This window comes from Actinocorallia sp. API 0066, from assembly GCF_020991275.1.
Lineage (GTDB): Bacteria > Actinomycetota > Actinomycetes > Streptosporangiales > Streptosporangiaceae > Actinocorallia.
This window is the reverse complement of the sequence record NZ_JAJLQY010000001.1, coordinates 984,931-1,008,498: the sequence shown is the minus strand read 5'-3', so window position 1 is coordinate 1,008,498 and position 23,568 is coordinate 984,931. Positions and strand designations below refer to the sequence as shown.

22 protein-coding genes are annotated in these 23,568 nt (G+C 72.2%); 13 read left to right on the top strand and 9 right to left on the bottom strand.

Annotated features, from left to right (window positions below):
* Nucleotides 1-57 precede the first annotated feature (57 nt).
* On the bottom strand, nt 58-1,461 hold the full coding sequence (locus tag LO762_RS04715) for an amidase (RefSeq protein WP_230612762.1): 1,404 nt from the start codon (nt 1,459-1,461) through the stop codon (nt 58-60).
* Nucleotides 1,462-1,553: 92 nt separating this feature from the next.
* On the opposite strand from LO762_RS04715, the gene LO762_RS04710 reads away from it, so the two are divergent.
* Together LO762_RS04710 and LO762_RS04705 are read left to right on the top strand one after the other, a co-directional pair.
* A complete protein-coding gene (locus LO762_RS04710; protein WP_230612760.1) occupies nt 1,554-2,123 on the top strand; it encodes a TetR/AcrR family transcriptional regulator in 570 nt (189 codons plus the stop codon).
* Between the two features lie 135 nt (nt 2,124-2,258).
* Nucleotides 2,259-2,708 (top strand): hypothetical protein, encoded by a 450-nt coding sequence (locus LO762_RS04705; RefSeq protein WP_230612758.1) that lies wholly within the window; start codon nt 2,259-2,261, stop codon nt 2,706-2,708.
* Nucleotides 2,709-2,717: 9 nt separating this feature from the next.
* On the opposite strand, the gene LO762_RS04700 is transcribed toward LO762_RS04705, so the two are convergent.
* The 5 genes from LO762_RS04700 to LO762_RS04680 are packed head-to-tail and all read right to left on the bottom strand — an operon-like array spanning nt 2,718 to nt 9,343.
* On the bottom strand, nt 2,718-3,569 hold the full coding sequence (locus LO762_RS04700) for a TIGR03619 family F420-dependent LLM class oxidoreductase (protein ID WP_230612756.1): 852 nt from the start codon (nt 3,567-3,569) through the stop codon (nt 2,718-2,720).
* Nucleotides 3,566-5,221 (bottom strand): hydantoinase B/oxoprolinase family protein, encoded by a 1,656-nt coding sequence (locus LO762_RS04695; RefSeq protein WP_230612754.1) that lies wholly within the window; start codon nt 5,219-5,221, stop codon nt 3,566-3,568. Before LO762_RS04695 ends, LO762_RS04700 begins: the two co-directional genes overlap by 4 nt.
* On the bottom strand, nt 5,218-7,284 hold the full coding sequence (locus tag LO762_RS04690) for a hydantoinase/oxoprolinase family protein (RefSeq protein ID WP_230612752.1): 2,067 nt from the start codon (nt 7,282-7,284) through the stop codon (nt 5,218-5,220). The genes LO762_RS04695 and LO762_RS04690 overlap by 4 nt, the downstream gene beginning before the upstream one ends.
* Nucleotides 7,281-8,225: an acyl-CoA dehydrogenase family protein gene (locus LO762_RS04685; RefSeq protein ID WP_230612750.1), complete on the bottom strand. Its 945-nt coding sequence runs from the start codon at nt 8,223-8,225 to the stop codon at nt 7,281-7,283. The genes LO762_RS04690 and LO762_RS04685 overlap by 4 nt, the downstream gene beginning before the upstream one ends.
* The gene (locus tag LO762_RS04680) at nt 8,222-9,343 is read right to left on the bottom strand and encodes an acyl-CoA dehydrogenase family protein (protein WP_230612748.1); all 1,122 of its coding nucleotides are present in this window, start codon (nt 9,341-9,343) and stop codon (nt 8,222-8,224) included. Before LO762_RS04680 ends, LO762_RS04685 begins: the two co-directional genes overlap by 4 nt.
* A 44-nt stretch (nt 9,344-9,387) precedes the next feature.
* Here LO762_RS04680 and LO762_RS04675 point away from each other — a divergent pair, with 44 nt between their 5' ends.
* Nucleotides 9,388-10,161 carry an SDR family oxidoreductase gene (locus LO762_RS04675; protein ID WP_230612746.1) on the top strand — a complete coding sequence of 258 codons (774 nt, stop codon included), beginning with the start codon at nt 9,388-9,390 and terminating at the stop codon, nt 10,159-10,161.
* An 84-nt stretch (nt 10,162-10,245) separates the two neighbouring features.
* Here the strand turns inward: LO762_RS04675 and LO762_RS04670 are convergent, their stop codons facing one another.
* On the bottom strand, nt 10,246-10,674 hold the full coding sequence (locus LO762_RS04670) for a CBS domain-containing protein (protein ID WP_230612743.1): 429 nt from the start codon (nt 10,672-10,674) through the stop codon (nt 10,246-10,248).
* A gap of 301 nt (nt 10,675-10,975) precedes the next feature.
* Between LO762_RS04670 and LO762_RS04665 the strand changes: the two genes are divergently transcribed.
* The gene (locus LO762_RS04665) at nt 10,976-11,824 is read left to right on the top strand and encodes a hypothetical protein (RefSeq protein ID WP_230612740.1); all 849 of its coding nucleotides are present in this window, start codon (nt 10,976-10,978) and stop codon (nt 11,822-11,824) included.
* A 91-nt stretch (nt 11,825-11,915) separates the two neighbouring features.
* The gene (locus LO762_RS04660) at nt 11,916-12,158 is read left to right on the top strand and encodes a hypothetical protein (protein WP_230612738.1); all 243 of its coding nucleotides are present in this window, start codon (nt 11,916-11,918) and stop codon (nt 12,156-12,158) included.
* 99 nt (nt 12,159-12,257) lie between these two features.
* On the opposite strand, the gene LO762_RS04655 is transcribed toward LO762_RS04660, so the two are convergent.
* Complete coding sequence (locus tag LO762_RS04655; RefSeq protein WP_230612736.1) at nt 12,258-13,361, bottom strand: alcohol dehydrogenase catalytic domain-containing protein; 1,104 nt, start codon at nt 13,359-13,361, stop codon at nt 12,258-12,260.
* Between the two features lie 116 nt (nt 13,362-13,477).
* Between LO762_RS04655 and LO762_RS04650 the strand changes: the two genes are divergently transcribed.
* Genes LO762_RS04650 through LO762_RS04635 form a run of 4 tightly spaced genes read left to right on the top strand, consistent with a single transcriptional unit; the run spans nt 13,478 to nt 18,971 of the window.
* Nucleotides 13,478-14,722: an ABC transporter substrate-binding protein gene (locus LO762_RS04650; RefSeq protein WP_230612734.1), complete on the top strand. Its 1,245-nt coding sequence runs from the start codon at nt 13,478-13,480 to the stop codon at nt 14,720-14,722.
* 56 nt (nt 14,723-14,778) lie between these two features.
* Nucleotides 14,779-17,514 carry an ATP-binding cassette domain-containing protein gene (locus LO762_RS04645; protein WP_230612732.1) on the top strand — a complete coding sequence of 912 codons (2,736 nt, stop codon included), beginning with the start codon at nt 14,779-14,781 and terminating at the stop codon, nt 17,512-17,514.
* Complete coding sequence (locus LO762_RS04640; protein ID WP_230612730.1) at nt 17,511-18,254, top strand: ABC transporter ATP-binding protein; 744 nt, start codon at nt 17,511-17,513, stop codon at nt 18,252-18,254. The genes LO762_RS04645 and LO762_RS04640 overlap by 4 nt, the downstream gene beginning before the upstream one ends.
* A gap of 57 nt (nt 18,255-18,311) precedes the next feature.
* A complete protein-coding gene (locus LO762_RS04635; RefSeq protein WP_230612728.1) occupies nt 18,312-18,971 on the top strand; it encodes a PaaI family thioesterase in 660 nt (219 codons plus the stop codon).
* A 14-nt stretch (nt 18,972-18,985) separates the two neighbouring features.
* On the opposite strand, the gene LO762_RS04630 is transcribed toward LO762_RS04635, so the two are convergent.
* The gene (locus LO762_RS04630) at nt 18,986-19,858 is read right to left on the bottom strand and encodes a TIGR03619 family F420-dependent LLM class oxidoreductase (RefSeq protein WP_230612726.1); all 873 of its coding nucleotides are present in this window, start codon (nt 19,856-19,858) and stop codon (nt 18,986-18,988) included.
* Nucleotides 19,859-19,900: 42 nt separating this feature from the next.
* On the opposite strand from LO762_RS04630, the gene LO762_RS04625 reads away from it, so the two are divergent.
* The 4 genes from LO762_RS04625 (at nt 19,901) to LO762_RS04610 (ending at nt 23,562) form a co-directional block, all read left to right on the top strand.
* Nucleotides 19,901-20,707: an alpha/beta fold hydrolase gene (locus LO762_RS04625; protein WP_230612724.1), complete on the top strand. Its 807-nt coding sequence runs from the start codon at nt 19,901-19,903 to the stop codon at nt 20,705-20,707.
* A 192-nt stretch (nt 20,708-20,899) separates the two neighbouring features.
* Nucleotides 20,900-22,150 carry an LLM class flavin-dependent oxidoreductase gene (locus LO762_RS04620; protein WP_230612722.1) on the top strand — a complete coding sequence of 417 codons (1,251 nt, stop codon included), beginning with the start codon at nt 20,900-20,902 and terminating at the stop codon, nt 22,148-22,150.
* A 10-nt stretch (nt 22,151-22,160) separates the two neighbouring features.
* On the top strand, nt 22,161-23,042 hold the full coding sequence (locus LO762_RS04615) for a TIGR03619 family F420-dependent LLM class oxidoreductase (RefSeq protein ID WP_230612720.1): 882 nt from the start codon (nt 22,161-22,163) through the stop codon (nt 23,040-23,042).
* Nucleotides 23,043-23,109: 67 nt separating this feature from the next.
* Nucleotides 23,110-23,562: a hypothetical protein gene (locus tag LO762_RS04610; RefSeq protein ID WP_230612718.1), complete on the top strand. Its 453-nt coding sequence runs from the start codon at nt 23,110-23,112 to the stop codon at nt 23,560-23,562.
* Nucleotides 23,563-23,568: the final 6 nt, after the last annotated feature.

The following is a 23,568-nucleotide window of genomic DNA, read 5'->3' as shown; positions in this document are numbered from 1 at the left end:
ACGTCCACCGAAGATGGGGCGCTCCCCGGCGCAGTGGGGCCGGGGAGCGGGAGGCGGCTAGAGGGCGGGGGTGTGGTGGTGCCAGTTCTCGGCGGCCTGGAGTTGGGCGGCGAGCGTGATGAGGGTGCGTTCGTCGCTGTCGTGGGCGAGGAACTGGGCGCCGATGGGCAGGCCGGCGGAGGAGAAGCCCGCCGGGACGCTGATGGCGGGCCAGCCCAGCACGTTCCAGGGCCAGGCCAGGGGGCACAGGGCCGCGACGCCCGACTGGGTGCGCTGGTAGCCGGCGCCGTCGAACGCGCCGACGCGTGACGGAAGCTGGGCCGTCGTGGGGGTGAGCACCAGGTCGGCGGCAGCGAAGATGCGGCCTACGCGGTGCCGGAGGTACGGGTCGAGGCGGCGGGCCAGCGGCAGCAGCCTGCGCCCGACGAGGCGGCCGATCCGTGCCTCGGTCTCGGTACGGGCCTCGGGCTTCGGGTCCGTCATCGAGTCGAGCCAGTCGGCGGCGCCGGCGGTGCCGCGCGGCACGAGGCCGAGCGCGACGGGCCCGTAGTCCGGGTCGTAGGGGAACACCTTGTGGCCGAGATCGGTCAGCACCCGCGCGAGCCGCTCGATGGAGGCGCGGATCTCAGGGTCGATCCCTCCGGGCACGCCCCAGGCCGTCTTGAAGGAGACGGCGATGCGCAGCCTCTCGGGCGCGCGGCGCGCGGCGTCGGCGAAGGGCGTGCGCGGCGGGTCGAGCTGGTAGGCGTCGTTCGGGTGGCTGCCGGTGAGCACGTCCAGCAGCAGCGCCGCGTCCTCGACGGTGCGGGCGAGCGGGCCCCAGACGGTGAGGCCGTAGAACGGGTCGGTGTGCGGGAAGCCCGACACCCTGCCGCGCTGCGGCTTGATGCCGACGAGGTTCGTCCAGGCGGCCGGGATGCGGATCGAGCCCGCGCCGTCCGAGCCGACCGCCGCCGCGACCATGCCCGCCGCGACGGCCGCCGACGAGCCGCCGGACGAGCCGCCCGGCGTGTACCCGAGCTTCCACGGGTTGCGGGCCGCGCCGTAGCCGGGCGACTCGCTGAACGGCCACAGGCCGACCTCGCACGTGCGGGTCTTGCCGATGATGACCGCGCCCGCCGCGCGCAGCCTGCGCACCTGCTCGGCGTCGCGGGTGGCGGGCCGGTGGTCGGCTCTGATGGCGAACGGGGTGGTCTCGCCCTCGATGTCGGTGTCGTCCTTGATGGCGACGGGCACGCCGAGCAGCGGCAGCCGCTCGCCCGCGGCACGCCGCCGGTCGGCCTCAGCGGCCTCCTCGCGGGCCCGTTCGGCGCGCACGACCCGGAACGCCCCGACGCGCCCGTCGAGCTCCGCCACGCGCCTCAGGGACTCCTCGACGAGTTCCTTGGCGCTGACCTCCCCCGCCGCCACGAGTTCCGCCTGCGCGGCGAGGCCCCCGTACGCGAGTCCGGTGCTCCCCATATTCTCCTCCTCATCGTTCGTTCGAACGAACGATAGACTGGGGGCGGGCTTCACCGGAAGGCCCAACGCGCACTCTGAGAGGATGGGCCGCCATGAACGACGCGCGCGAAAGAATCCTCGCCGCGACGCTGCGACTGGTGGCCGACCAGGGCGTCGCCGCCGTCACCAACCGCAGGGTCGCGACCGAGGCGGGCGTCTCGCTCGGCACCCTCACCTACCACTTCCCGTCGCAGACCGAGCTGCTGCGCGACGCGCTGACCCGGTTCGTCGACACCGAGATCGACCGCATCGCCGCGCTCGCCCTCACCTTCGCCGACGCCAGGCTCACCCCGCACCAGGCCGCCGCCGAGGTGCAGCCCGCGATCGTCGCCCTCGCCGGGACGCGTGAGCAGGTCGCCACCCTCGAACTCCACCTCCAGGCCGCGCGCGACCCGGCGCTCCAGGACGTGGCCACCCGGTCCGTCGCCGCCTACGACGCCCTCGCCACCGCCATCCTCGAAGCCCTCGGCGTCCCCGACCCCTCCACCCACGCCCCTGTCATCGTCAACCTCCTCTACGGCCTGGCCATCCGCCGCCTGTCCACCGGCGACAGCGCCGCCACCGGCACCACCGAGGCCCTCACCACCCTCCTCACCGGCATCCTCGCCACCACCCGCGCCTGACCCGGCCGCACCCGACCCGCGCCGCACTTTGCCCGGACGGCCTGTGGTGTCCTACGATGCGGGCGTTTGGGCTGATCGCGGGAGGGGCGGGCCTTGGGAGTACTCAGGTCGCGTCGGAGGCCCGCGGCGCCCTCAGTGGCGCTGTTCACCGCGGCGGCGGCACTCGTACCGGTCGGGTGGATGGCCCTGGACCGGATCGGGCTCGCGGAGGAGGCGCCGAGGGCCGCCGACACCCTTGAGGCGGCCCAGGCGCGCACGTCCTTCCCGCTGCTCGTGCCGGTCGAACTGCCCGCGGATAGGTTCCTCGTCGCCTATTCGGTCAACGGCTCGCTGAGCACCACGCTGATCTTCTCGGCGGACCGCAGGCCGGGCGGGCCGCCGGACGTCGAACTGTGCCTGGACCGGGTGGAGCAGCCCGTCTGCCCGAGCAGCCGGGCGGTGGTCGCGGCGCGCGACTTCGGCGGCCTGCGCGCCGTCTGGCACGCGCCCTGGACGCCGAAGGGCGCCGTCGAGGAGCGGCTCAGGCCGTGGACGGGTCGCGGCCTCACCAGCGCCTGGCGGTCGGTGAACTGGCTGGAGGACTAGCCGGCGGCCTCAGGACGCCGGAGGGGTGACGCCGTAAGCGGCGGCGAAAGCGGCCAGGGACGAGACGGCCTCACGCGAGCGGCTCCAGGGCCGGACGATAAGCCGGGTCGCGCCCAATGACTCCCACAGGGGGATCTCCTCCGGGCCGCGCAAAGAGTAGGCGTGCACGGTCACGTCGAAGGGCCGGTCGGCTTGTGCCTCCTTGGCGCGCAGCGCGTGCAGGAGGTCGAGCCTGGGCGCGATGGCCTCCGGCGTCTGCGGCATGCTGATCCAGCCGTCGTTACGGGCGGCCCGGCGCAACGCGGCGTCGGACTCGCCGCCGACGAGCACCGGGATCGACGCCTGGACGGGCTTGGGCTCGAACGCCACCTCGGGGATCGTGAAGTGACGGCCCTCATGCGCGACGACAGGCTCCGTCCACAGGCGGCGGGACACCTCAAGGGCCTCGTCCAGGCGCGCGCCCCGGGTGCGGAAGTCCACGCCCGCCGCGTCCCACTCGCCCCGGTACCAGCCGCTCCCGACACCCGCTATCGCCCTGCCGTCCGAGAGCTGGTCCAGCGTCGCGAAAGCGCGCGCGCTGATGAGCGGATGCCTGAGCCCGTACAGGTAGACGGCCGTGCCGAGCCGCACGTGACGCGTCACCGCGGCCAGATGGGACAGGTAGGCGAGGGCGTCGAACAGAGGGGTGCGCGGGTTGATACCGGGATCGGAGGTGCCCGGATAGTTGGCGGTGGACAGATCGGTGGTGAACACGAGGTGTTCGGGTATCCACACGGACTCGAAGCCGAGCCGGTCCGCCTCCACCGCGAGGTCGTGCCACAGGGCCGGATGGACGAGGCCGAGGGGGATGCCGTACTTCATACGCCGCCTTCCGTGTCATCCGGGTCGTCCGGGTCGTCCGGGTCGTCCGTGTCATCCGGGGAGTGCGTCACGCGCCCGTCCGCGAGGTCCCGCGCGCGGTCGGCCTCCGCCCGGCCCGGAGGCGGCCCGTACCCGCCGCCGCCCGACGTCTCCAGGACGAACGCGTCACCTGCCGTCAGAGGCTGGCGGGTCGCCTTGGTGTCGAGCGGGGTGCGGGTGCCGTCAGGGCCCTCGCGGAAGTAGCCTCCGGCGCGTCCGGGCAGGCCGCCTTCCGCGCCCGGAGGCGGCCGGTGCAGGCGGTCGCCTCGGGTGTCCACACGGGCGTCCTCCAGAAGGCGGATCACCGTGCGGGTGCCGAGGCCGCCGCGCCGGGTGCCGGCGCCGCCGGAGTCGGGGATGAGCTCGACCGCCTCGATCCGCACCGGCAGCCGCGCCTCGACCGGCTCTGCCTGCGGGATGATGTTGCGGCCGCCGCCGAACAGCGCGCCCGTCGCGTCGGGGCCGTCGCGGTGCGCGCCGGCGCCCATCCCGCCCAGGTCGAACGCCATGTGCAGCCAGGGCCGCGCCACGCCGCTCAGGCTGAACCCCTGGAGGATTCCCGAGGCGGCGACGCCGCGGCCCGGCAGCGCCCGCGTGAGGGCCGCGAAGACCGCCTCCTCGGCCGCGGCGACGGTGCCGAACCGGCCGCCGCCCGGGAACGGCCGCGTGCAGTGCACGAGGCTGCCCTCGGGCAGGACGACGTCGAGCGCGGCGAAGCAGCCCTCGTTCAGCGGCAGCGAGGGGTCCACGTAGCAGCGGATCGCGTACATGACGCCGCCGAGCGTCTGGGAGAAGCCGGAGTTCACCGGGAGCGGCACCTGCGCGTCCGTGCCGGTGAAGTCGATCGTGGCGGCCCCGTCCGCCAGCGTCACCGTGACGCGGACCGTGAGGCCGTCGTCCAGCGTGTACGCGCCGGTGTAGGAGCCGTCAGGGATCTCGCGCAAGGAGTCGCGCATCCGGCGCTCGGTGTCGGCGAGGTACTCCTCGACGCCGTGTGCGAACCGCTCGTCTATCAGTTCCTCGATCCGGCGCGCCGCGACGTTGGCGCCCGCGATGAGCGCGCGCAGGTCGCCGACGAGCTTGTCGGGGGTGCGCGAGTTGGCGGCCAGGATCGCCACCACGTCGTCCACGAGCCCGTCGCGGGTGGCGATCCGCACCGGAGGCAGCTGCACGCCCTCCAGGAACACGTCGGTGGCGTCGGAGGCCATGCCCCCGGCTGACAGGCCCGACAGGTCCGCGACGTGGATGAGCGTCCCGGTGAAGTACGCCGCCTCGCCGCCGCTGAACACCGGCCGGAACACCAGGAGGTCGTTGGCGTGGATGCCGCCCTGGTAGACGTCGTTCATGAGGAACACGTCACCGGGCGCCATCGTGGCGGCCGGGAAGCGGCGCAGCAGATAGGGCAGGGCGCTGCGCAGCGACGCGCACTGGATGATCGCGGTGGACGTGGAGTGCGCGACCAGCCTTCCGCGCGCGTCCAGGACGGCGGCCGCCGCGTCCGCGCCCTCCACGATGAAGGTCGAGTAGGCCGAGCGCACCACCACGATGCTCGCCTCCTCGGCAGCGGTGCACAGGGCGTTCCTGAGGATCTCGGCTGTCAGGTCGTCGCTCACGCGTCCTCGCTGCGGTGTTCCAGGAGGGTCGAGCCCTCGGGGGTCGCGGTGGCGCGCCAGCCCGGCGGCACGAGGACCGAGCACTCGGGGTCGGTGAGGATGCGCGGCCCGGCCAGCGGCACGCCGAGCGGGCAGGAGGCGCGCGGCCGGACGGGGACGGAAAGGGCAGTCCCGTCAAGGTGGACGGTCCGCTCTCGTTCCTCCGCCTCGACCGTCCTCACTGCGGCCGTAGGGGGGCGCGGTGCGGGCAGGGTCACCCGGACGCGCGCCGTGGTGAGTTCGGCCGGGTCGCGCAGCGGGATGCCGTAGGACTCCTCGTACCGCTTGTAGAAGTCCTCGGTCACCTGCCCGATGGCGGCCGGGGTGAGGGGGCCGGACGGGAGGTCCACGGTGAAGGCGTGTGCCTGCCCTACGAACCGCACGCCGACCGAGCGGACTGCCTCGCCGCCTACGGGTGCCGACAGGTCCGTCCTGGCGGCCTCCTCCAGCTCGGTGAACAGCGCGTCGAGAGCGGCGAGATCGGCTTCCGTCATCGTGGAGGTGCCGCGCAGGTACGTCCGCGCGCGTTCGACGGAGAGGTCGGCGCGCAGGAGTCCGGCGGCCGAGCCGACACCGGAGTTCGGCGGCACCAGCACGCGGGTGATCCCGAACCGCTCGGCGAGGCGCGCGGCGTGCGTGGGGGCCGCGCCGCCGAGCGCGACAAGGGTGTACCCGCGCGGGTCGATGCCGCGCCGTACCGTGACCACGTGCACGGCGGCGCCCATCTGGGCGTTGGCGATGTTGTGGACGGCGGCGGCCGCCGTCGCCACGTCGACGCCGAGCGGATCGGCCACCTTGCGCAGCGCCGCTTCCGCGCGCTCCCTGGACAGCGGGAAGGCGAACTCCTCAGGGTCGAGGTAGCCGAGCACGAGGTTGGCGTCGGTGACCGTCGGCTCCGTGCCGCCGCGCCCGTAGCAGGCAGGGCCGGGGTCGGCGCCCGCCGAGCGGGGCCCCACGGTGAGCGTCCCGCCGGACACCGCGGCGATGGAGCCGCCACCGGAGCCGACCTCGGCCAGGTCGATCGCCGGGATCTTGATGGGCACGCCGGTGCCCGGCCTGCGCCCGCCGAAGCTGCCCTTGCCGCCCACCTGGAACTCGTGGGTGATGCCCGGCCTACCGCCCCGCACCAGGCCCGCCTTGGCGGTGGTGCCGCCCATGTCGAAGGAGATGAGGTCGGCGAGGCCGCGCGCGGCGCCCGCGTCGGCGGCGGCGATGACGCCCGCCGCGGGCCCCGACTCGATCGTGTGGACGGCGCGGGCCGCGGCCAGCTCCGCGGGCAGCACCCCGCCCGCCGACTCCATGACCTGGACGGGCGCGGTCACCCCGACGTCGCGCAGGAGGCCCGTCAGACGGCGCAGGTAGGAGTCCATCACCGGGCCGACGTAAGCCGACATCAGCGTGGTGGTCGCCCGCTCGTACTCGCCCATCTCCGGCCAGACGTCGCAGGACAGCACAACCGGTACGCCGCCCAGGCGGGCGCGGAGGATCTCCCCCAGACGCCGCTCGTGGTCGGGTCGCGCGTAGGAGTGCAGGAGGCACACCGCGACAGCGGCGACGCCCAGGGCGGCGATCCGCTCCGCGACGTCGGCGGCGCCCTCCTCGTCCAGCGGGAGCACCTCCGCGCCCGACGCGTCGATCCGGCCCGCGACGGAGAACGTGTGCGTCAGCGGGACGGGCGGCTCCGGCTGGACGAACCCCAGGTCGAAGCGCTCCTCCTCGACCCGCGCCTGGCGGCCGAGCGCCAGCATCGCCCGGAACCCCTCGGTGGTGACGAACGCGACGGGCACGCCGCGCCGCTCCAGGATCACGTTCGTGGCGAGCGTCGTCGCGTGCACAAAACGGGTGACCGCGCCGGGCGCGACCCCGGCGAGGTCCAGCGCCTCCCGGACGCCCCGCAGGAGGCCCTCAGCGGGATCCTGCGGCGTCGTCAGCGTCTTGACCACGTGGACGGTACCGTCGGCGGCCGCGAGGACCACGTCGGTGAACGTGCCGCCGACGTCGGTGGCGACGCTGACCCCGCTCACCGGGGCGCGTCCAGCAGGACCGCGCGCAGCCGCGCCCGGTGCAGGCCGGGATCGCCCCACGCGGGCACGAGCGCGAACACCCGGCTGAGCCACAGGTGCAGGTCGAGTTCGTCGGTGTAGCCGATCGCCCCGTGCACCTGCAGGGCGGTGCGCGCCGCGTGGTGGGCCGCCTCGGCGGCCGCGACCTTGGCGGCCGAGACGTCGCGCGCGGTATGACCCCCGGGGTACGTCAGCGAGTACGCGGCGCGGTGTACGACGGGTGTCGCGAACGTCAGCTTGACGGCGGTGTCGGCGAGGAGGTGCTTGATCGCCTGGAACGACCCGATCGCCTTGCCGAACTGCCTGCGCTGCCCCGCGTAGGCGACGGCCGACTCCAGCAGGTGCTCGCCCAGGCCGAGCAGCTGGGCGGCGACGGCGACGGCGGCGTGGTCGGCGGCGGCCCCGCCCGGAGCCGTCTCGCCCGCCACCGTGAACAGCCTTCGGGTGCCGTCGGACGAAGGCGCCTCGACGGGCGAAGCCGTGGCCTCCTCCGGGAGGAGAAGGACATCGGCGATATCGGCGTCCAGCAGGTAGGGGTTCTCCGCGCACCGCACGGACGCCGCCGCCTCACCTACCGCTATCCGCTCCAGCCACGGCGAACCCTCGGGGAGCAGCAGGGGCGCGGCGACAGCCGTCTCGACCAGGGGTCCCGGTACGCACGCGCGGCCGATCTCCACCCAGGCGAGCACCGTGTCGAGCGGGGTGAGGCCGAGCCCGCCCCTGTGCTCCGGGACGGCCGCGCCGAGCAGGCCGAGGTCCGCCAGCGCCGTCCAGGCGTCGCCACGGCGCACGGACGGGTCGGTGCGGGCGGCCCGCACCAGCGCGGGCGGGCACGCCTTGGCGAGGGTCTCGGCGACGGTCTGGGCCAGCATCCGCTGGTCCCGGGTGAACGCGAATCTCATCGGGGCAGCCCCAGCACTCGTTCGGCGATGATGTTCCGCTGGATCTCGTTCGTCCCGGCGTAGATCGGGCCCGCCAGCGCGAACAGGAAGCCGTCCATCCAGCGGTCGGCGAGGGCGGCGTCCGGGCCACGAAGGGCGAGAGCCAGCTCGTGCAGGCGCAGGTCCAGCTCCGACCAGAACACCTTCATCAGTGACGAGGCGGGCCCCAGCTCCACGCCCTCCTCCAGGCGCGCCACGGCGGCCCAGGTGTGCAGGCGGTAGGCGTCGGCGTCAAGCCAGGCCCTGATGGCGGCGTCCTGGAGGGTCTGGTCATCCGAGGCGCGCGCCAGGGCGAGCAGCCTGTCGGCGACCGCCATGAACCGTCCGGGGCTGCGCAGGGTGAGGCCGCGTTCGGACGAGGTGGTGGCCATCGCCACGTTCCAGCCCTCGCCGACGCCGCCGAGCACCTGTGCGGCGGGCACGTACACGTCGTCGAAGAAGATCTCCGCGAAGCCCGTCTCCCCGTCGAGTTGCGCGATCGGCCTTACGGTCAGGCCGGGCGCGTCCAAGGGGAACAGGTAGTAGGTGAGGCCGTGGTGGCGCTGCGATTCAGGGTCGGAGCGGAAAAGGCCGAAGCCCCAGTCCGCGAACACCGCGCGGGAGCTCCATGTCTTCTGGCCGTTGAGGCGCCAGCCGTCGCCGTCGGGGGTGGCGGTGGCGCGCAGGGACGCGAGGTCGCTGCCCGCCTCGGGCTCCGACCACGCCTGCGCCCACACCTCCTCGGCCGTCGCCATCTTCGGGAGGAACCGGGCCTTCTGCTCGGGCGTGCCGTAGTGCAGCAGGGTGGGCGCGAGGAGGAAGATCCCGTTCTGGCTCACCCGCCCCGGCGCGCCCGCCGCCCAGTACTCCTCCTCGAAGATGAGCCACTCGACGAGCCCCGCCGCGCGGCCGCCGTACTCGGCGGGCCAGGAGAGCACGCTGAGCCGGGCCTCGGCCAGCCTGCGCTCCCACGCCCGGTGCCGGGCGAACCCCTCTGCGGTGTCCATCGACGGGAGCGGCGCGGCGGGCGCGTTGGCCGCCAGCCACTCCCGGACCTCGGCGCGCAGCGCCTCCTGTGCCGGAGTGAAGGTGAGATCCACGCCCGCACGGTACCAAACAAGCAATCGCTTGGTACAGTGCGCGCATGCTGCTCGACGGGAAGACCGCGATCATCACCGGAGCCGGTCCCGGGCTCGGCCGCACCCTCGCCCGGCTCATGACCGCCGAAGGCGCGAACGTCGCTGTCGCCGCGCGTACGACCGCCACCCTTGAGGAGATCTCCTCCGAATGCGGTGCGCTGCCCGTCCCTACGGACGTCACGGAGCCCACGCAGGTACGGGCGCTCGCGGAACGCGTCCACAAGACATACGGGCGGATCGACGTCCTGGTGAACGCGGCCTTTCCCGGAACGCACCGCAAGAACGTGCTCGACATGGACGACGCCTATCTCCGGCAGTGGCGGGCCGTGGTGGACATCGCCGCTTACGGGACGCTGCTTTCCTGCCGCCACGTCGCGCCTTACATGGTCGCGCAGGGGTCCGGCTCGATCGTCAACCTGACGTCGATGTCCAGCCGGACCGGATATGCGGGGCGCAGCGACTACGCGGCGGGCAAGGCCGCCGTCCACCTACTGTCGCACTGCCTTGCGGACGAGCTCGGGCCCCACGGGGTGCGGGTCAACTGCGTCGCGCCCGGGTGGATCGCCAGCACCGTCCTGGACGACTGGATGCGCACGCGGGCCGAAGCCGAGGGCGTCACCTACGAGGAGATCCGAGCGCGCGACACCGCCGCGATGGCGCTGCGGCGGATCGCGACCGAGGAGGACGTCGCCCGCGCCGTCCTGCACTTCGCGAGCGACCTGTCGGCCGCGACGACCGGGGCGGTCCTCGACGTCAACGGCGGCCAGCGGTTCACCTGAACCACCGACCGCCCGGGGCGGGCGCTCCCGACGAAGTCGGGCTCGCAAGACGCCCGGCCCCAGGCCCGGCGGGACAGAACGCGGTCAGGCGGTGCCGGTGTAGATCCGGTGCACGAACTCGGTGAGCTGCGTGTCCGGCAGATGGCGGGCCAGGTCGGCCTCGCTGATCATGCCGATGATCGCGTCGTTCTCGATCACCGGGAGCCGCCGGATCCGGTGCTTCTCCATGATCTCCAGCGCCTGGGAGACGGTCGCGTCCGGCGGGCAGAAGTACAGCCCGCCCACCACGTCGGACGCCGTCACCTTCGCCGGGTCGTACCCCTCAGCGACGCATTTGAGCACGATGTCGCGGTCGGTGATGATTCCTGTGCACCTGCCGTCGGGCCCGACGACGGGCAGCGCGCCGACGCCCTCCTCGCGCATGAGCTGCGCCGCCCGGTCCAGGGTCTCGTGCGCTTCCAGCGTGCGCGCCCCGGGATGCATAAGATCCCGCGCGCGGTTCTTCTCGGCCATGGCTTCCCCCCGAGGGCCGACAGAAGTCTCCGTTCACTGTCGGACTACCCCTGTCCGGCAGGAACTACCCCCGACGAACCACACCGAACCGGGACAAGAGCCAATCTTCACCGCGCCATTAAGGAATCACTGACAATCCCCTGCGGACCTCTCCCAGCCCTGCCCGATCCACTCAAGGAATGACTTTTCCCGACCCGCCCCGCCGGGACATAAACCACCTTAATGACAAACCCGGACAAATCAATTCCGAATTGCTTGATTTGCCGGGCGAATTCCCCCAGGTGTCACTACTGTCCCGGCCATGCCAGTTTCCGCAGCCCACGAGGCACGCACCATCCTCATCAGGGAGCACCCTGACCTCGTGTCCCACTTCTGCACCGCCCTGGGCCTCAAGACGCCCCACAACTGCACGCTCGCCCTGGGGCCGGAGGACGCCAACGACTTCAAGCCGTTCGAGCTCACCCGCGACCGCACCATCACCTTCACCAACCACACCGGCACCGTCGAGTTCGCCGTCTGCTTCGAGGTCCAACTCCGCAAGGACCCCTCCCGCGAGTGGGCCTGGCCCCTCTACCAGGCCCGCCTCCGCCACGACCTCCGCTGCCCCGTCGCCTTCCTCGTCCTCACCCCCGACCCCAACGTCGTCCACTGGTGCGCCGAAGGCTTCGACCTCGGCCACCCCGACCTCATCTTCCGCCCCCTCACCATCGGCCCCGCCAACATCCCAACAACCCTCACCCTGGAGACCGCCCAAAAGAACCTCCCCCTGGCCGCCCTCTCCGCCATGACCCACGGCAACAAAAACCGCAATCTCCTCAAAACCGTCTGTACCGCCCTAGATTCCCTTCCCGACCCCGACGAAGCCGTCCGTTACCATAACCTCATACTCGGCACCCTCAACTCCCGCTCCCGCACCTACGTGGAGACCCTGATGCAGCGCGAGAACTTCTCCTACTCCAGCCCCTGGACCGACTCCCTCCGCGCCGAAGGCAAGGCCGAGGTGATCCTCACCGTTCTCCGTGCCCGCCGCGTCCTCGTGACCAACCCGATGCGGGAGCGCATCACCGGGTGCGCCGACCTCGACCAGCTCGACCGCTGGGCCGAACGCGCCGTGACCGTCACCAGCGCCGACCAGCTCTTCGACGACTGACCCCGGACCCGCGCGGGTGACGCGCCAACCAGGCGCGTCACCCACGCCCGCCTCGTCCAAGTCCACTGTCGAAAGCAGCGTAAAACAGCGCATGGAACGAGTCCCCTTCTCCTACTCCAGCCCCTGGACCGACTCCCTCCGCGCCGAAGGCGAAGCCCGCGGAGCAGCCAAGTACAAGGCGGAAGCGATCGTGGCCTTCCTCAAGGCACGGGGCGTCCTGGTGCCGCACACCGTCCGTGACCGCATCACGGCCTGCGCCGACCTCGACCAGCTCGACCGCTGGATCGAACGCGCCGCCACCGTCACCAGCGCCGACCAGCTCTTCGACGACTGACCCCGGAGCCGTGCGGGTGACGCGCCAACCAGGCGCGTTACCCGGGGCTTGGAACCCGCGTGCGGGTGACGCGCCAGGCGGGCGCGTCACCCGTGGGGGTTAGAAGGTGAGGAGGGAGCGGGCTACCTGGCCGGTGCGGACTCTGGTGATGGCTTCGTTGACGGAGTCCAGGGGGACGCGTTCGGTGGCCAGGGAGGTCAGGTTGAGGCGGTTTTGGCGGTAGAGGTCGACGAGGAGGGGGAGGTCTCGGGCGGGGTTGGCGTCGCCGCCCTGGGTGCCCATGAGGCGGCGGGAGGAGAAGAGGGCGGAGGTGGGGATGTCGAGGGTGGGGGCGGAGGGGCTGCCGACCATGACGGTGGTGCCGCCTGGTTGGGTCGCGGTGAAGGCGGAGACGAGGACGGCCGGGTTGCCGGTGACGTCGAAGGCGTAGTCGGTGCCGCCGCGCACGATCTCGCCGACCTGCTTCGGGAGGTCCTCGGACAGCAAGGTGTGGGTCGCGCCGAACTCCTTCGCCAGGTCCAACTTGGCCGGGTTCACGTCGGCGGCGATGATCGTCGTGGCGCCCGCGAGGACGGCGCCCTGGATGACGTTCAACCCCACCCCGCCGGCGCCGACCACAAGGACGGACGAGCCCGGCTCCACCCGTGCCGTGTTGAACACGGCCCCCACGCCCGTGACGACGCCGCAGGCCGTCAACGAGAGCAGGTCCAGCGGCACGTCGGCGGCCACCCGGACGCACATCGCCTCGGACACGACGGCGTACTCGGCGAACGACCCGATCCCGATGTAGGGGGTCACCGGCTCGCCGTCGAGTGAAAGCCGTGTCGAGCCGTCCGCCATCATCCCCATGATCGCGGCCATCCGGGACTTGCCTGAGCACAGGTGCACCCGTCCCCGCGTGCAGTTGCGACAGCGCCCGCACGGCCCGTTCATCGCGACGACGACGTGGTCGCCTTCCTTCACGCCCGTCACGCCGGGCCCGACGGCGGCCACCACGCCGGCGCTCTCGTGGCCGGGGATGACGGGCAGCCGCCGGACGACGGGGCTCCTGCCGTCGAGCGTCTTCAGGTCGGAGCCGCAGATGCCGGACGCGGCGACGCGCACCAGCACCTCGCCGGCGCGCGGCTCCTGCACGTCCACCGTCACGATCTCCAGGGGGGCGCCGAACTCGCGGAGCACGGCGGCGCGCATTGTCGTCGTCATACCGAGCACCGTAACACCAAGCACTTGCTTGGTACGAGACCCGCGCGTACCCTCCGGATCAAACGAGCGCTAGGTCAACTAGCCCGGTCCGCGTTCCGCTTGGGAGTCCACCCCCTATGCCCAGACACACCCGCACGGCGGCCGCCGTCCTCCTCGCGACGGCCCTCCTGTCCGCCTGTACCACCACGGAGAACACCGGCTCGGGCGACGGGGCCGCCGGAGTCACCGACACCAGCGTCAAGATCGCCGGCATCCTGGCCAAGACCAGCGCCACCGGCTACTCCACCGGCGCCGCCGAGATCGGCGCCAAGGCCAGGTTCGACCGCGCCAACGCCGACGGCGGCGTGCACGGCCGCAGGATCGAGTTCACCGGCGCCGAGGACGACGGCATGGACCCCGCCAAGGGCGCCACCGCCGCGCAGAAGCTCGTCCAGAAGGACGGCGTGTTCGCCGTCGTCCCCGTCAACTCACCCTCGTTCGGCGGAGGCAGCTTCCTGGAGCAGCAGGGCGTCCCGTGGTTCGGTTGGGCGACGGGCCCGCAGTGGTGCGGCCTCAGGACGGCGTTCGGCTACAACGGCTGCCTCGCCCCCGAGCCGGGCGCGGGCACCCAGACGTGGTGGGGCAGCCAGGTCGCGGCGCAGCTCGGCGGGGCCGAGGGCAAGCGCGCGTGGATCCAGGGCACCGACTCCACGGCCTCCAAGACGGGCGTCAGCACGATCAGCCAGTCGTTCACCGCCGCCGGGTTCAAGATCGCGGGCACGTCGGCGGCGATCCCGGCGACCGCGCCTCCCCAGGACTGGCTGCCGTACGTCAACAAGATCATGAAGGCGGAGGGCGGCCCGCCGGACGTCGTCGTGTCCATCATGGCCGGGGCCAAGCTCAACGCCGGGCTGTTCGGCGCGCTGAAGAAGGCCGGGTACCAGGGCGCGATCAGCGACGCGACGAGCTACGACCCGATCGTGCTGAAGGACCCGGCGCTGAAGGCGGGCCTGGACGGCGTCCTGGCGTCCCCGCAGTTCGAGCCGTTCGAGTCCGACCTCCCGCAGGCCAGGCAGATGCGCGACGACATCGTCAAGGCGTCCGGCGGCGGCGCTGTCGAGTTCACCCAGCACATGGCCGTGGGTTACTGGGCGGCCGACGTGTTCCTCGCGATAGCCGAGAAGGCGGGCAAGGACCTCACCCGCGAGTCGTTCCTGAAGGCCGCGGAGTCCTTCACCTACGAGAACCCCGGGTTCGGCCGTATCGAGTACCCGAAGGACAAGAAGGAGCCCAATGGCTGCGGCGCTCTCGTCCAGCTGAAGGGTGCCGCCTTCGAGGTGGCCCAGCACCTCAGGTGCACCCCGAACACCCCGCTGAAGTAGCCCTCGGGCGCCGTCCGGCCGCGCGGCCGGGCGGCGCCGACCCCCCGGGAGCCGTCTTGACCGAATTCCTCGGACTCGTCCTCAGCGGGCTCGTGACCGGCGCGATCTTCGCCCTGCTCGGTTCCGGCCTGACCCTCTCGCACGCCGCCACCGGCGTGTTCAACTTCGCGCACGGCGCCGTCGGGTTCGTCGCCGCGCTGCTGTACTTCGAGCTGACGTCGGGCGGGGGCTGGCCCGCCTGGCCCGCCGCGGCGCTCACCGTCGCGGTGTTCGCGCCGCTGCTCGGCTACGTGCTGCACCGGCTGATGTTCCGCGGCCTGGCGACGGCCGGGGAGACCCAGCAGATCGTCGCGACGATCGGCCTTCTCATCGCGTTGCCCGCGCTCGGCCTGTGGCTGGTGGAGGTGCTGGGGCTGCCTTCGGTCACCGAGGGCGCGTCGGCGCGCGGTCTCGGCCCGCAGCCGCCGACCTCCTACGAGCCGCTGGACGGCGTGCGTCTCGACTCCGACCAGTTGGCTGTCTTCGCGCTCGCGGCGGCCTCAGCGCTCGGCCTGTGGCTCGTCATGCGGCACACGCCGCTCGGCCTGCGCATGCGCGCGACCGTGGACCAGCGCGCCCTGGCGACCTGGCGGGGTGTGGACGCCGACGCGGCGTCCGCGCAGGCGTGGATGCTGTCGTCGGCGCTGGCCGCGCTCGCCGGGATCCTCGCGGTGCCCGCGCTCGGCCTGGACCAGAGCGCCTTCACCGTCCTGATGTTCACCGCCGCGACGGCGTCGGTGTTCGGCCGCCTGCGTTCGATCCCCTGGACGTTCGCGGCGGGCCTCGCCCTGGGCGTCGTGCAGAACCTCGTGGCGGGCTACGGAGGCTCCCTCACCGAGCAGGTGACGGGCCTTGCGACGGGCGTACCCGCGATCCTCCTATTGGTCGGCCTGGTTGTGCTCAACCGCGCGCGCACGCGGGTCGCCGGTACGGTCGCGCAGGACACGCCGCCTCCGGACTACCTCGCGGATCTGCCGCCCTGGAGACGCGTCCTACCGTGGATCGTGGGCACGGTCGTCGGGCTGGTGTGGGTGCTGTTCTTCGCGGGCGACTACTGGGCGGGGCTCGTCGCGACGGGCCTGGTGTTCTCCCTGATCTTCTGCTCGTTCGTTGTGGTGACGGGCATCGGCGGCATGGTCAACCTCGCGCAGGCGTCCTTCGCGGCGTTGGCGGCGCTGACGGCGGGGCTCGTCGTCGGGCACGGGCTGCCGTTCGGGCTCGCGGTCGTGCTCGGCGTGGCGGCGGCCGTCGCGGCGGGGCTGGTGGTGGCGCTGCCCGCGCTGCGGCTCGGCGGCAAGGTGCTGGCCCTCGCGACGCTCGCGCTGGGCCTGCTCGCCGACCAGGTCCTCTTCCAGATCGACGCGTTCAGCAACGGCACCCTCGGCTGGAAGTTCCCGGCTATCGTGCTCGGCCCGACCGACACGAGCGACCCGAGGACGCGGATCGTGCTCCTGCTCGCGGTGATCGGCGTGGTCGCGCTGCTCGTCCGCAACCTGGAACGCTCCCCCTCGGGCCGGGCGATCCTCGCCGTCCGCTCGGCGCCCACCGCGGCGCGGACGGCCGGGGTGTCGGCGGTGCGGACCAAGCTCACCCTGTTCGCGGTCGCCTCGGCCGTCTGCGGGCTCGGCGGCGTGCTGTTCGCGACGTTCGCGGGCCAGATCTACGCGACCGACCTGCGGGTGAACCTCGGGTTCGTGTGGCTCGCCGTGGTGGTGCTCCAGGGGGTGCGGCGGATAGGCGGGGCCGTTGTCGGCGGGCTCATCGTGGGGGTCGCCCACGAGGTCCTGTCTTACGTCACCGATTCGACGCATGTGGAGGCGATCCTCTTCGGGCTGGGCGGGATGATCCTGGCCAGGCACCCGGACGGTGTGCTCGCCCAGTTCGCGGAGCAGCGGTATCGAAGGAGACGGAAGAAGGCGGCTTCCACGGAGGGTGGTGGAACCGGGTCGGCAGGCCCCTTGGATTCCAGCCATGGGGACACCGAGGTGGAGGACAGCCCCGTGGAGCGGCCCGGCACGAGGCCGTCAGAAGAACCCGCGCTGCGGCTCGAAGGGGTCGTGGCGGGCTACGGGGACACGACGGTGCTGCGCGGGGTGGACCTGGAGGTCCGCTCGGGCGAGGTGCTGGCGCTGCTCGGCGCGAACGGCGCAGGCAAGTCGACGGCCTGCGCGGTCGCCGTGGGCGAGGTCTCCCCCACGTCCGGGCGGGTGCTGCTGGGCGGCGACGACATCACCACGACGGGCGCGGTCAAGCGGGCGCGTCGAGGGCTGTACCTCGCCCCCGAGGGCAGGGGGATCTTCCCCGGGCTGACCGTGGAGGAGAACCTCACCCTCTGGCTGCCTTCGACGGTCGACAGGGCGCGCGCCTACGAGCGGTTCCCGAGGCTGGCCGAACGCCGTGACCTTCCGGCCGGATCCCTTTCCGGCGGGGAACAGCAGATCCTCGCGCTTGCGCCCGCGTTGATCCGCCCGCCCGACGTGCTGATCGCCGACGAACCGTCGCTGGGCCTCGCGCCGCTCGTCGTCCGGCAGGTGTTCGCGCTGTTCGGGGAGCTGCGTGAGCGCGGTGTGGCGCTCCTCGTCGTCGAGGAGAAGGCGCACGAGGCGCTGGAGTTGGCCGACCGCGTCGCTTACCTGGGGCAGGGCCGGATCACCTGGTCGGGCCCGCGCGCCGAGGTGGACGCCGACGAGCTGACCGCCGCCTATCTGGGCATCCGCCCCACGGGACGGCCGGTCGAGGAGGGACGGGCATGAGCCTTGCACTTGACGGGATCAGCGTCGCGTTCGGCGGCGTGCGCGCGCTCGGCGAGGTCTCCTTCACCGTCGAGAAGGGCGGCGTCTGCGGGGTCATCGGCCCGAACGGCGCGGGCAAGACCACGCTCTTCGACGTGGTGACGGGCCTGCGCCGCCCGGACGCGGGCCGGGTCCTCGTGGACGGCGCGGACGTGACGGGGCACGGCGCCGTCCGCCGGGCCCGCTCCGGCATGGCGCGGACGTTCCAGCGCCCGCAGGTCTTCGGGCGGCTGACCGTGCTGGAGAACGTCCTGACGGCCCTGGAGTGGCGCGGAGGGGGCGGCGGCCTCGCGGCCGACCTCCTGGCGCTGCCGGGCCGCGGCGCCCGCGAGCGGGCCCGCAGGGAGCGCGCGGAGGCGGCCCTGGAGCGCTGCGGCATCGCCGACCTGCGCGCGATGTACGCGGCCGAGCTGCCCATCGGCGGGCGCCGCCTGGTCGAGCTGGCGCGGGCCCTGGTGGACGCCCCGAAGCTGCTGCTTCTGGACGAGCCGACGTCCGGTCTGGATCCGGCGCAGGCGGCCGTCTTCGCCGAGGTGCTCGCGGGGGTGGACGCGACGGTGCTGCTCGTGGAGCACGATGTCGGTTTTGTCATGGACACGTGCGCCCGGATCGTGGTCCTGGACCTGGGCCGGGTCATCGCCGAGGGCACCCCCGCCGACGTGCGGGACGACCCTTCGGTGCGGGCCGCCTACCTGGGCTGAGGGGACGCCGGTCTAGAATTCGATTCTAGAATGATTCCAGGTGCAGGAGAGTCGCCCATGACCCAGTCCCCGGCCGTCCCGACCCCGGAGCGCCCGTTCCTCGGTGAGGCACGCGTCAAGACCGTCGGCGGCCTCGCCGACGAGGTCCGCGCCCTGATCGACGCCGTCGTGTTCACCGACGCGCCGGACGCCGACCTGGAAGAGGCCGCCGCCGCGCTGCGGGCGCTCACCGAGCGGCTCAACGCGGCACGGCTGCCCGCCCCGCCGATGAGCGCCGACCACGGCATGCTCGGCCAGCTCGGCAACCCGGTGACGGGCGTCGTGAACCCGGTCGCGCCGCCCATCCCGTTCGAGGTCCAGGAGGACGGCTCCGTCACCGCCGACTTCACCCTGGGCGACGTCTACGAGGGCCCGCCCGGCTACGTCCACGGCGGTATCAGCGCCGCCGTCTTCGACCAGCTCCTCGGCATGGTGGCCGCCTCCTCGGGCACCCCCGGCATGACCGCCACGCTCGATCTCCGCTACCGCCGCCCCACCCCGCTCAACACCCCCCTGCGCCTGGAGGCACGCGTCGCCCGCCGCGAGGGCCGCAAGACCTGGGTCGAAGGCACCATCACCACCCCCGACGGCAGGACCACCGTCGAGTCCACCGCCATGTTCATCACCCCCCGCCACTTCATCACCTCCGGCCTGGCCCAGGACCCCGCCTCCCGCTGACCCCGCTACGACGATCAGAGGTAGCGGGTGTGGGCGTCGAGTTCGCGGAGGACGGTGTCGCGGTCGGCGGCGGTGACGCGCAGGACGGTCTCCCGGATGCCGAGTGAGGCGAAGTGGTCGAGTTTGCCGGGGGTGGGGAGGGTGCCGAAGGGGATGACGACGGCGGTGGACGGGTCGCGTCCGGCCGTCTCGTAGGCGGCGGCCAGCCTGGGGAGCGCCTCGGTGAGCCCGGCGCCGCCGATCGGCATCCAGCCGTCGCCGTGGTCGGCGATCGCGGCGAACAGCCTGGGGCCCGCGCCTCCGCCGAACAGAACCGGGATGTCGCCCTTCGGCCACGCCCAGCTCGGCGCGAGCCGCACGTGCTCGCCCTCGAAGGAGGCGACCTCGTCCCGCCACAGCGAGCGCATCGTGAGGACGCGCTCCCGCACGAGCGCCCGCCTCTCCTGCCAGACGACGCCGTGCCCCGCCGCCTCCTCCCGGTTCCAGCCGTAGCCGACACCCAGAACAAAACGCCCGCCCGACAGGTGGTGCAGGGTCGCGGCTGCCTTGGCCGTGACGATGGGCTCCCGCTGCGCCATCAGCGCGACCCCTGTACCGAGCGTCAGCGTGGCCGTGACGGCGGCGGCGCCCGCCAGCGCGACGAACGGGTCGAGGCTGCGCGCGTACGACTCGTGCAGCGTCTCGTCCCCGGACGTGCCGCGCAGGAACCGCGCCTCGCCCGCGCCGGTCGTCTCCGGTGTGGCGGCGGCGGGGGTGAGCCGTGAGGTCGGGATGTGGGTGTGCTCGGGCAGGTACAGGGAGGCGAAGCCGCGTTCCTCGGCCGCGATGGCCAGCTCGTGGGGCGGCATGGTGTGATCGGTCGCGAACATGGTGATGCCGAGGCGCATGTCCGGTACTGTACCAAGCAATTGCTTGCTCAAGGAGTTGCCATGCCGTTCGCCGACCTCCGCGACGTCCGCCTCTTCCACACCGACGACGGGCCGCGCGACGCCGACGCGCTCGTCCTCGTGCACGGTATGGGCGCCGACTCGCACGACTGGGTGTGGCACCTCCCCGACCTGACGCGGGACTTCCGTGTCATCGCCCCCGACCTGCGCGGGCACGGCTACTCTTCGGCCCCCGAGACGGGCAACGTGCCTACCGAGATGGCCGAGGATCTCGCTTCCCTCCTCGTCCGCCTGGACGTCCCCAAGGCCGTCGTCGTGGGGCACTCGTTGGGCGGGCAGGTGGCCAGCATCCTCGCGGTCGAGCATCCGGAGCTGGTGCGGGCCGTCGTCACCGTGGACCCCGGCTACGGGCTGCGCGAGGACGTCGCCTCCTTCATGCCGCAGTACGCCGAGAGCCTGCGCGCGAACCCCCACGAGACGGCCCTCGCCATGGACGCCACGCTCTACACGTCCGCGACGCCGCCCGTGATCCGCGCCTGGCACGAACGCAAGCTTCTCGGCACCCCCGCGCACGTCCTCTCCGAGGTGTTCGCCGCGCTGTTCGTAGCGGAGGGCCAGATCGGCGTCCGCCCGCAGTCGGAGGCGTACCTGAAGCGCAGGACCCAGCCCGTCCTGTCCCTGTGGGCCGACGCCGAACGCGCGGCCTGGGAGCACACGGCCCTGGGCGCCGAGACGCACGTCTTCCCCGGCAACGGCCACCGCCTGCACGAGGAACGCCCCGCCGAGTTCCTCCACATCCTCCGCGCCTGGCTGACCCGCCTGGCCCGCCGCGAACGCCACACCACCTGACCCTTTTCGGGCGGATTGACAGCGACGCCCCGAAGGCACGCTCCGGGCAGGGGTGTCGTCGTCCGGAGGGGCGTGTGCCTGGCGTCACATCCGGAAGTAATCGCCCAAGCGCTTGCTTGTTCGACCGGGCTTTGCCAGACTTGCGAGAGCCGAATCCCACTCGGACGCCGACGACCGCGAGGAGCATGCGCCGTGAAGTTCTCGATCTTCCTCAACCCGCAGATCCCGGGCTCGGGCTGGGCCGCTGAGGAGAACGCGGTGGCCAAGCGCCCGATCGGCCGGGACGTGGAGTCCTACCAGAACCTGCTGGACGAGGTCCGCGAGATCGCCGTTCTCGCCGACCAGGTCGGGTTCCACGCGCTGATGATGACCGAGCACCACTTCCACTCGGAAGGCTTCGAGTTCTCGGTCAACCCGCTGATGTTCCTCACCGACCTCGCCGCCCGCACCGAACGCATCCTGCTCGCCCCGCTCGGCATCGTGCTCCCCGCCTGGGATCCGATCCGCGCGGCCGAGGACGTCGCCCTGCTCGACCACTTCTCCAAGGGCCGCCTACGCCTGGGCGTCGCGCGCGGCTACCAGAACCGCTGGATGCAGGTGCTCGGCCAACGCTGGGACGCGGTCGCGGCCCGCTCGGACGGCTCGGCCACCGACAACCGCAACTTCGACGTCTTCGGCGAGGTGCTGAAGATCATGAAGCTCGCGTGGTCGGAGGACCTCCTCCGCTACAAGAGCGACGTCCTGGACTACGAGGTGCCGAGGCCGTTCTCCGGCATCGAGGGCTGGCCCGCCCAGGACTGGACCAAGAAGTTCGGCACCCCCGGCGAGATCGACGACGACGGCGTCATCCAGGGCATCTCGGTGTGCCCGAAGCCGTACCAGTACCCGCATCCGGAGCTGTGGCAGCCGTTCACCGTGTCGGACCGCTCGGTCATCCGCGCCGCGCAGGAGGGCATCCTCCCCTGGATGTTCACCCCGAACCCGGACGAGCACGCCAAGAAGGCCAAGCTGTACCAGGACGAGTGCGCCAAGCTCGGCAAGATCTACAAGCTGGGCGAGCACACCGGCATTCTCAAGATCGTCGGGATGGCCGAGACCCGCGAGGAGGCCATCAACACCTACGGCAAGGGCATGCAGAAGGACTTCGCCTCGTTCTTCGGCCCGTTCGGCTACCTGGAGGTCCTCCGCAAGAAGGAGGACGACAAGTTCAAGCCGATCAGCGCGGAGAAGGGCGACTTCAAGCGCATGAACGAGGTCGAGATGGCGCTGCTCGGCACACCCGACGACGTCAAGCGCGGCATCCAGCGCATGCTCGACCGGATGCCCGACCTGGAGTGGTTCGGCCTGTTCATGCAGGGCCAGCAGGGCGTGCTTCCGCTGGACACGGTGAAGCGGAACCTTGAGCTGTTCGCCGAGCACGTCATCCCCGAGTTCTCCGACTGAGGCCCGGCAGATGCGCTTCTGGCTCGGCTCCTCCTTCGCCGACACGGCCGAGTACCTTCCGCTGGCCCGCGCGGCCGACCGGCTGGGCTACGACACCGTCACCGTCTCCGACCACGTCTTCTACGCCGAGTACGAGGCGGCCTACCCCTACTCCAAGACGGGGAAGCCGCCCTACAGGGCCGAGACGCACTGGCCGGACGTCTGGGTGACGATCGGCGCCATGGCCGCGGTGACGGAACGGGTCAGGTTCGCCCCGAACGTCTACATCCCGGTGGCCCGCGACTTCTTCACCGTCGCCAAGGCCGTCTCGACGGCTTCGGTCCTGTCGGGCGGGCGGGTCACCCTGGGCGCGGGGGTCGGCTGGTGCAAGGACGAGTTCCTCCAGACCGGCCAGGACTTCCACACCCGGGGCCGCCGCCTGGACGAGATGATCCCCGCGCTGCGCGAGGTGTGGCGCGGGGAGGACGTCGAGCACCACGGCGAGTTCTTCGACTTCGGCCCGCTGCGGATCGCGCCGGCCCCGGCCGCGCCGGTGCCGGTCTACATCGGCGGCGACAGCGACCACGCGTTGCGCCGCGCGGCCCGGATCGGCGACGGCTGGATCGGCAACCGGGTCTACTCCGAGGAGGCCCTGGAGGCCCTCCTGGTGAAGCTGGAGGGCCTCCTGGCCGCGCACGGCCGCTCCCTTGACGGCTTCGACGTCGTCGCCCCCATCGCGGCGATGCCGTCCGCGGAGCTGTACCGCAAGTGGCGCGACCGGGGCGTCTCCTCGACGCTGGCCGCGCCCTGGTGGACGGCGACGCCGCGGGAGAAGGAGAAGTACGGCACCGGCGTCGAGCTGAAGATCGCCACGATGGAGCGGTTCGCCGACGAGGTCATCCACCGGATCTGAACCCGCCGGAACCACACGGCACCCGCCCGCATCAAACACCCCAGACAATCTTCACGATGGGGTTCAGATGCGAACAATCCTGGCCGCGGTCGTCGCGCTCACCGTGCCGCTGGCGGTCGTCCCCGCGACGGCCGCCTCCGCCACTCCCGAGCGCAAGCCCGCATGCTCCCTGGCCAAGCAGCCCAAGTTCCAGAAGATCATCGACGTGAAGCCGGGCGGCGTGGGCAAGGCCCGCAAGAAGCACCCGTACGGCTCGCTCACCGGCAGGTACACCAAGCTCACCAAGGGCGAGTTCGGCGACGGCTACTACAAGCCGGTCGGCAAGAAGAAGACCCGCGGGTTCGCCAAGAAGGCGGTCATCTGCCTCATCGTCCCGACCGACAGCGGGCTCGCCATGCGCAAGGTCGGCCTGAAGTCGCTGCGCAAGGCGGTGGACCGCCCCGTGATGAACCCCCAGTGGGGACTCCAGTGGAACACCAAGGGCCGCATCACGCTCGCCTACCAGATCTACGCGCCGTAAAACCCC